This window comes from Streptomyces sp. NPDC018031 (assembly GCF_044327625.1).
In the GTDB taxonomy this organism is placed as follows: domain Bacteria; phylum Actinomycetota; class Actinomycetes; order Streptomycetales; family Streptomycetaceae; genus Streptomyces.
In genome coordinates, this window is sequence record NZ_JBIRFT010000007.1 from 170508 (window position 1) to 178916 (window position 8409).

An 8409-nucleotide genomic window follows, 5' to 3' on the forward strand; every position below is an offset into this window, starting at 1 on the left:
ATCGTCGTACCCGCGGGTGCCGGCACCCGCGGGCCGCGGCCGCACCGCCGTCAGCTCCCGCCCTCGCCGGCCGGCCGCACCTGGTACGCCCGTACCGACCACAGCGAGTAGCCGGTGGGGGCGGCGTCGGCCGGGGCCCCGGGAAGCGCCGCGCGCTCGACGCCCTGGATCCGGACGAACCGGGTGTCCGGGGCGTCCATCCGTACCGTCTCGTGCCCGCCCCGGCCGTCGTCCACCGTCGCCGCGGTGCGCCAGGTGCGGCCGTCCGCCGACACCTGCACCCGGTACCGGGCGGCGTGCGCGGCCTCCCAGTGCAGGTCCAGCCGGCCGAGCCGGACCGGCCGGGCCAGCTCCAGCCGGAGCCAGGCGCCGTCCTCGGGCGTCGAGGACCAGCGGGTCGCCGGGTCGCCGTCGATGGCCGCCGAGGCCGGGAACCCGCCGGTCTCGTCGCCGGACGAGGTGGCCTCCGCGCCCGCCTCCGCCGAGGCCAGGTCCGTACCGCCGGCCGGCGGGAACGCGCGGACCGTCAGCACCGCCTCCTCGGAACCGAACCGGACCGGCACCCGGTAGGTGCGCGCCCCGCCGCCGGCCGGCACCGCCACCTTGAGCCGGGCCGTGGCCATCCCGCCACGCACCGCTGTGACCTGCGCCGGAGCGCTGACGGTGACCCCTTCCGGGGCCCGCACCAGAAGATCGCCGCGCACATCGCCGGGCCGTCGCGGGGTGAGCCGCGCCTCCACCACCGCGGGTGAGCCGCCGATCTCCGCGTCCACCACCGTCCGCGACAGCCGCAGTTCGGCCGCGGGGGTGTCGGCGAACCACGGGGTGAGCTCGTGCACCGCCGGCGGCTCCCGGTCCCCGGCCCCGTCCCACACCAGCCGCACCGCGTCCGCCCGCACCCCCTTGCCGGGGGCCTGCGTCCAGCCGCTGCCGGAGACCGCCTCCAGCCGTCGCCAGCCGCTGCCCGGCACATGCGCCTCGATGGTGCCGCGCTTCCCGCCGCCCGGCCCGGTGAGCGCGGTGACCGCGGTCAGCGGGCGGACCCGGTCGAACCGCAGGGTCACCGGTGATCCGGCCGGCACGGAGGTGCGCACGTCGCCGTCGGCCGCGGCCCGCTGCCCGGCGTCGGTCCGCGGCGGCTTCTCGGCGGTCTCGTCCAGCCCGGCCCAGGCGTCGGCCCGCTCCAGCGCGGTGGCCAGGAAGGGCGTGAGCACCCCCTTGCCGACGGTGGCCGGACTGGCCGCGATCTCCGTGCGGAGCCGCTGCAGGGCGAGCCGGTGCCGCCAGGCCGCGGCGCCGTCGCCCCGCGCCTGGGCGGTGAGCATGTCCACCGCGTGCAGCCCCGCCTCGCCGTACCGGCCGAGCTGGTCCAGCCAGGGGCCCACCTCGTCGCCGAGCGTCCGGTCCAGCCGCCCGGGGGTGTCCCGCAGCGTGCGGAACGCGGCGCGCAGCCGCTCGGCGGCCTCGTCCAGCGCCGTCCGGTCGGTCCCGGCGTGCGCGGCGAGGAAGGCGTCGAGCTGCGGGCGCAGGTACTCCGATTCGCCGCTGCCCGCCTCCGGGCCCCGGGCGCCGCCCAGCAGCGAGGAGGCGTTGTTGGCGGCCAGGGCGCGCAGCGCGGTCCGGGTGGCCCGGTCCGGCCCGGCCAGGTCGTCGATGGCCGCCTGCCAGGACTCCCGGGGACGGTAGCCGCGCGGGTTCCAGGCGAAGTCGGCGGTGGTGAAGAGCGCGATGCGGGAGACCGTCGGCTGCTCCATGGCGTTGGCCAGCAGACCGGAGGAGCCGGCGGCGACGGCCGGGTCGCGGCCGGTGTAGGGGCCGAGGAAGATCCGGTCCTGGGCGAAGTCGTTGACCGGGTAGTTGTCCATGGTGACCAGCGGGTGGCCGAACGCCTCCCGGGCCGCGGCGAGTTCCCCGCCGGTGATGGTGCGGGGCACCACGCCGACCCCGGTCCAGGCCACCTCGACCCGGTCGTCCAGCCGCTCGGCCAGCGCGCTGCGGTACTCGGTCGTGCCGTCCTGGTAGTACTCGGTGGGCATCAGGGACAGCGGCGGGGCCTCCGGATGACGGCGCGCCAGGTGGTCCGCGACCGCGTTCGCCACCTGCGCCTGGGCCCGCGCGGCCCGGTCCGGCCCGGAACCGAAGGCGATCCGGTCACCCACGCAGTGCCACTCGTCGTAGCTGACGTCCTGGAACTGGAGCTGGAAGCCGCGCACCCCCAGCGCCCACATGGCGTCGATCTTGCGGAGCAGCGCCTTGACGTCGCCGCTGGAGGAGAAGCAGAAGTTCTGGCCCGGTGCCACGGCCCAGGCCAGCGTCACGTGGTTGCGGCGCGCCCGGTCCGCCAGCTCCCGGAACCGGCTCCGCTGCTCCGCCGGGTAGGGGTCCTGCCAGCGCGCCTGCCGGTACGGGTCGTCGCCCGGCGCGTACAGATAGCGGTTCTGCTTGGTGCGGCCCATGAAGTCGAGCTGCTCCAGCCGCTGCTGCGGGGTCCAGGGCTCGCCGTAGAACCCCTCGGTGGTGCCGCGCACCGCCGCGCCCGGCCAGTCCCGTACGGTCACCGACGGGAAGCTGTGGCCGCCCCGGCCGGAGTCGCCGTCCGCCGGCCGCACCAGCAGCTGACGCAGGGTCTGCACGGCGTGGAACAGGCCGTCCGCGCCGACCCCGGCCATCGCCACCGAGGGCGCCCCGCGCACCGTGCCGGCCGCCAGCCGGTAGCCGCCGGAGGGCAGGTCGGCGCGCTCCCCGGCGCGCAGCTCGCGCAGCGCCGCTTCCGCCTGCCGGCCCTGCGCGTACACCACGAGGCCGGCGGGGTGCTCGCGCCCGCTCTCCGGGCCGGCCTCGGTCACCTCCGTGACGGTGCGCGCCCCGGCGTCCCGCAGCAGCGCCCGGAGCGCGTCCAGGGCGTACGGGTCGGCGTCCCCGTCGGCCACCAGCGTGACGTGCTCGCCGACCGGGACCGACGTCCCGTGGGCACGCAGCGACTGCGGACGCGGCCACACCGGGGGCACCCCGGCGGCGTCCGCGCGGTCCGGGGCCGAGGTGCCGGGGAGACCGGGATCGCCGGGGGCGGCCGCCGCGCCCGGCGCGCCGCCGAGCAGCCCGCCGAGGACCGCGGCCGCGAGGGCGGTGGCTCCGGCGGCCTTCGGCCGGTTGGCCCAGATCCCGCGCAACTGCACCGCCCACTCCTCGTTCCTGATCGGTGTCCCGCCTGGTCGGCGGCGTCCTCGGCGTTTTCCGGCGGGTCTTCGCGGGGCGCGCTGCCGCCCGCGCGACGCGCGCGTGCGGGGCGCCGGTGACGCGCCGGTAGGCGACGAGCCCACCACTCGGCCGGGCAGGTGTCAACGGCGGTGACCGAAGTGCCGGTATTGAACTTCCGGGGCTCCCGCGGAGGGGCGCCGGGGCGCCGGCCGGCCCCGCAAGTCCGCCGCCCGGAACCCCGCTCCGGCCGTACGCTCTGCGCCTCCGGGCGGGGTGTGCCGCGAATTCGCCCGCCACCCCTGGGTGTGACCTGAAGCACGTTCCCGGGCCGATCACGTCTGCGGTCGCGGGCAGTGGGTAGGGCACCTGCTATCCCACTCCCGAGACCCACGGAGGCCCCTGTGGCCGCGTCCGCACAGCTCCTGCTCGACGCCCTGTCCAAACCCGAGGTTCCCGGCTCCACACCCGACGGGGACGGCCCCTGCCCCGGGGCCGGCGGCCGGGAACCCGATCTGCTCGCCGGGGTGCCCTACCCCGACTCGGGCCTGGAGGGCGCCGGTTCCGCCGCCGGTGTCGAGGCCCCGCTGACCAGCGAGCCGCCGCTCGCCTGTGAACTGCCGCTGACCAGTGAGCCGCCGCTCGCCGTCGCCCCGCCGCTCACCAGCGAGCCGACCGCGACGGTTCGCGACACGGGCGTGGGTATGGAGTCGATGGAGTTGTAATCGGCGGCGCCGGGACCGACGGTGGTGTGGCCGACGGAGTGGTGAGGAGTCCCGATGGGCAGAGCACGGCTCGCCGAACTGCACGGCGTCTCCACCTCCTACGAGCCCGCGCCGGGCCGTACCGTCCGGGTGTCCGAGGACACCGTCGTGGCGGTGCTCGCCGCGATGGGCGTCGACGCGACCACACCCGGCGCGGTGCGCGCCGCCCTGGACCGGCACGCGCACGGGGAACGCAACCGGCTGCTGCCGCCCTGCGTCGTGGCGCGGCCCGGCCGGCCGCCCCGGCTGCAACTGCCGCCGGGCACCGCGCTGCGGGTGGACACCGAGGACGGCCGCACCCGGGACTGGGGGCTGGAGGCACCCCGGTGGGCGCCCGGAGCACGGGGCCGCGGCGCGACGACACCCGGCCGGGCGCCCGGCACCGCCGCCCGCCCCGGCCCGCGCGGCGCCGGGACCGGCGCCGAGGACCTGCCCGGGGTCGGGTTACCGCCCGGCCGCCACACCCTGCGCGCGCACGCCCCCGACGGCCGTTCCGCCCGCGCCGCGCTGATCGTCGCCCCGGACCGGCTGCCCGCACCCCCGGCCCGCACCCACGGCCTGCTGGTCCAGCTCTACTCCCTGCTGTCCGCCCGTTCCTGGGGCATGGGCGACCTCGGCGACCTGGCCGATCTGGCGGCCTGGTCCGGCCGCACGCTGGGATCCGGCTTCGTCCAGATCAACCCGCTGCACACGGCCATGCCCGGCACGCCCGACGCCCCGACCGACCCCTCGCCGTACCGGCCCGCCACCCGGCACTTCCCCGACCCGGTCTATCTGCGGGTGCCGGACGTGCCCGAGTACGCGCTGCTGACCGGGGCCGCCCGGGAGCGCGCCGACGCCCTGCTGGCGGACGCCGCCGCGCTCCGCGACGGCGTCCTCCGCCGCGGCGAGCTGATCGACCGGGACCGGGTGTGGGCGCTGAAGGGCGAGGCGCTGCGGCTGCTGCGGGCGGTCCCGATGAGCCCGGACCGGCGCGCCGCCTACGACGCCTTCCGCACCGAGCGGGGCCGGCCGCTGGAGGACCACGCCACCTGGTGCGCCCTGGCCGAGGTGTACGGACCCGACTGGCGCGGCTGGCCCCGGGAGCTCCGTGACCCGCGGTCCCCGCGCACCGCCCGGGCCCGCGGCGAACACCTGGACCGGGTCGACTTCCACCGCTGGCTGGCCTGGCTGACGGACACCCAGCTGGCCGCCGCTCAGCGTGCCGCGCGGGACGCCGGGATGGGCGTCGGGCTCGTGCACGACCTGGCGGTCGGGGTGCACCCCTCGGGCGCGGACACCTGGGCCCGGCAGGACGCCTTCGCCGCCGGCATGTCGGTGGGCGCGCCCCCGGACGCGTTCAACGCGCGGGGCCAGGACTGGGGGCTGCCGCCGTGGCGGCCGGACGCCCTGGCCGCCACCGGGTACGCCCCCTACCGGGACCTGCTGCGCGGGCTGATGCGGCACGCGGGCGCGCTCCGCGTGGACCATGTGATGGGGCTGTTCCGGCTCTGGTGGGTGCCCGAGGGCAGGGAACCCACAGACGGCACCTACGTGCGGTACGACGCCGAGGCCATGCTCGGCGTGCTCGCGCTGGAGGCGCACCGCGCCGGGGCGGTGGTGGTGGGCGAGGACCTGGGCACCGTCGAGCCGGGGGTCCGGGAGACCCTGGCCGCGCGAGGGGTGCTGGGCACCTCGGTGCTGTGGTTCGAGCGGGACTACGACGGCGCGGTGGCGCGGCGGGAGGAGCCGGAACCGGAACCCGGGCCGGCCGGACCGCCGTCGGCCGCGGCGCCCGGTGGCGCCACTTCCCCGCCGTCGCCAGCGGTGTCCGGTGGCGACGGCGCCCCGCCGTCGCCCGCGGCCGCGCCGGAACCGGCCGGCGCCCCGGTGGCCGGGACACCGGCGGCGGAGGTCCGCGGACCGGTCGGCCGGGGGACCGCGCCGGCGGCCGCGCGCACGGCGGCGGAACCGGGACTCGCCACCGCCCGGGTGACCGGGCCGGCGCCGGCGGTGCTGCGGCCGGCCGCGCGGCCGCCGGTCCCGGAGTCCGCGCCGGTGACGGCCGCCCCGCCGGCCCGGGAGTCCGCGCCGGTGGCGACCGCGCCGCCGGTCCCGGAGCCCGGGCCGGTGACGGCCGCCCCGCCGGTCCCGGAGCCCGGGCCGGTGACGGCCGCGCCGCCGGTCCCGGAGCCCGGGCCGGTGACGGCCGCGCCGCCGGTCCCGGAGTCCGCGCCGGTGGCGCCCGTCCCGCCCCGGTCGGCCGCCGGCGCCGGAGCAGCACCGGGGGACGGGCGGCCCCCCGGTGCGGCCGCGCCCCCGGCCGCCGCCGGGGCCGCCCCGGCACGGCCGCGACCGCTGCCCCCGGAGGCCTGGCGCGAGGGATGTCTGGCGACCGTCACCACCCACGACCTGCCGAGCACCGCCGCCCGGCTCACCGGCGAGCACGTGGAGCTGCGGCACCGGCTGGGGCTGCTGTCCCGGCCGCTCTCCGTGGAACGGGCCGAGGACGCCGCGGAGGTCGCCGAGTGGCTGGCCCTGCTGGCCCGGCGCGGACTGCTGCCCGAGGGCCCCGCCGACGAGGCCGGCGCGATCACCGCCCTGTACCGCTTCCTGCTGCACACCCCGGCCCGGATGGTCGGGGTGTGGCTGCCGGACGCGGTGGGGGACCGGCGCCCGCAGAACCTGCCCGGGACCTGGGACCAGTACCCCAACTGGCGGCTGCCGATCGCCGACGCCTCCGGGCGGCCGGTCTCCCTGGAAGAGCTGGTGGCCTCGCCCCGGCTGCGCGCCCTGATGGCGGAGGTCGCCCGGTGCGCGGCGGCGGCCCAGGGCCCCGGGGGAGAGCCGGCCGCCGGGCGGTGACGGGCTCCTGCGGAGCCCGGTGGTCCGGCCTAAGGTGACCCCGGACGCGCGGGGTGTTCGGGGGTTCGCTAGTTTGGGACCGTGGTCAAGAGAAACGCCCTGCGCGCCGGCGCCGTGTCCGCCGGAACGACGCTGATGCTGCTGATGTCGTCCTCCGCGTTCGCGGTCACGCCCGACGACGGCGACGACCCGGGTCCGGGCCTGAGCGTGATGGAGACGCTCGGCCTCTACGTCGCGCTGCCGATCGTCTCGTTCCTGGTGATCACCGGCCTGGTGATCGTCGGCGACAAGTCGCGCAAGCAGAGCTGACAGACTTCTGACGCCGAGGGCGCCCACCGGCCATCCGGCCGATGGGCGCCCTCGGCATGTCTTCCCGGCCGCACACACCGCGCCGGTCACCGCCCGGTGGCTGTGTAGCGTGCCCGCATGGCCGACTGGGACATCAGAAAGCTGCGGGTGCTGCGCGCCCTGGACGAGCTGGGCACCGTCACCGCCGCCGCCGAGGCACTGCGACTGACCCCGTCGGCCGTCTCCCAGCAACTCTCCGGCCTGGCCAGGCAGCTCGGTGTGCCGCTGCTGGAGGCGCACGGCAGGCGGGTGCGGCTCACCGACGCCGCCCGGCTGGTGCTGCGGCACGCCGAGGAGGTCTTCGCCCAGCTGGAGCGGGCCGACGCGGACCTGGCCGGATACCTGCGCGGGGAGACAGGCCGGGTCAGGGTGGGCGCCTTCGGCACCGCCGTTCCGGCGCTCGTGGTGCCCGCCGTGGTGGAACTGCGCCGCAGCCACCCCGGGCTGGAGGTCGGCGTCCGGGAGGCGGAGGCCGCCGAGGCGTACCAGCTCCTGGCGGACGGAACCGTCGACATCGCGCTGTCGCTGGCCGCGCACGCCCCCACCGCGCGGGATCCGCGGTTCACCCGGCTGCCGCTGCTCGCCGACCCGCTGGACGTGGCCCTCCCCGCCGGGCATCCGCTGGCCACCGCCCCGGAGCTGCGGCTCGCCGACCTCGCCGCCGAACCGTGGATCTTCGGCAGCAGCGGGCCGTGGTCGCGGATCACCACCGCGGCGTGCGAGGCCGCCGGGTTCGCCCCGGAGCAGGCGCACGCGGCGGCCGACTGGCACTCGATCCTGTCCATGGTCGCGGCCGGCATGGGCGTGGCGCTGGTCTCCCGGATGGCGCTGGCGGTGGTGGCGCCGGGCCGGCCGGCGGAGGGCGTGGTGGTCCGGGAGCTGCGGGCCGACCGGCCGCACCGGCACGTGGTGGTGGCGGTACGGCGGGGCGCGGAGCGGGCCCCGGGCCCGGCCACGGTGCTGCGCGCGCTCCGCCGGGCCGCCGCCGCGGCCGGGGCCGGGGCCGACGGGATGGCCGGGCCTGCCGGGACGGCCGGGGTCGCGGGGTCTGCCGGGGCCGGCGCAGCCGCCGGGGCTGACGGGACGGCCGGGCCTGATGGGATGGCTGGGGCTGACAGGACGGCCGGGGCCAGCGGGATGACCGAGGCTGGCAGGACGGCCGGGGGCTGACGGGACGGCCGGGCCTGATGGGATGGCTGGGGCTGACAGGACGGCCGGGGCCAGCGGGATGACCGAGGCTGGCAGGACGGCCGGGGGC

General features: G+C 78.5%; 4 protein-coding genes and 1 pseudogene. 4 read left to right on the top strand and 1 reads right to left on the bottom strand.

The genetic code is table 11. The features are described from left to right. Positions 1–50 precede the first annotated feature (50 nt). Positions 51–3176: a beta-N-acetylglucosaminidase domain-containing protein gene (locus ACH4B3_RS18785; RefSeq protein WP_398463977.1), complete on the bottom strand. Its 3126-nt coding sequence runs from the start codon at positions 3174–3176 to the stop codon at positions 51–53. A 423-nt stretch (positions 3177–3599) separates the two neighbouring features. Here ACH4B3_RS18785 and ACH4B3_RS18790 point away from each other — a divergent pair, with 423 nt between their 5' ends. From ACH4B3_RS18790 to ACH4B3_RS18805, 4 genes and pseudogenes are all read left to right on the top strand, one after another. Continuing rightward, positions 3600–3920 carry a hypothetical protein gene (locus tag ACH4B3_RS18790; RefSeq protein WP_398463978.1) on the top strand — a complete coding sequence of 107 codons (321 nt, stop codon included), beginning with the start codon at positions 3600–3602 and terminating at the stop codon, positions 3918–3920. A 54-nt stretch (positions 3921–3974) separates the two neighbouring features. Next, positions 3975–6803, top strand: a complete 2829-nt coding sequence (gene malQ / locus ACH4B3_RS18795) for a 4-alpha-glucanotransferase (protein WP_398463979.1) — start codon at positions 3975–3977, stop codon at positions 6801–6803. A gap of 81 nt (positions 6804–6884) precedes the next feature. Further along, positions 6885–7112, top strand: coding sequence for a hypothetical protein (locus ACH4B3_RS18800; protein ID WP_398464192.1), 228 nt, complete (start codon positions 6885–6887; stop codon positions 7110–7112). A 117-nt stretch (positions 7113–7229) separates the two neighbouring features. Beyond that, positions 7230–8153: pseudogene (locus tag ACH4B3_RS18805) on the top strand (LysR family transcriptional regulator); the annotation flags it as partial. Positions 8154–8409 lie beyond the last annotated feature (256 nt).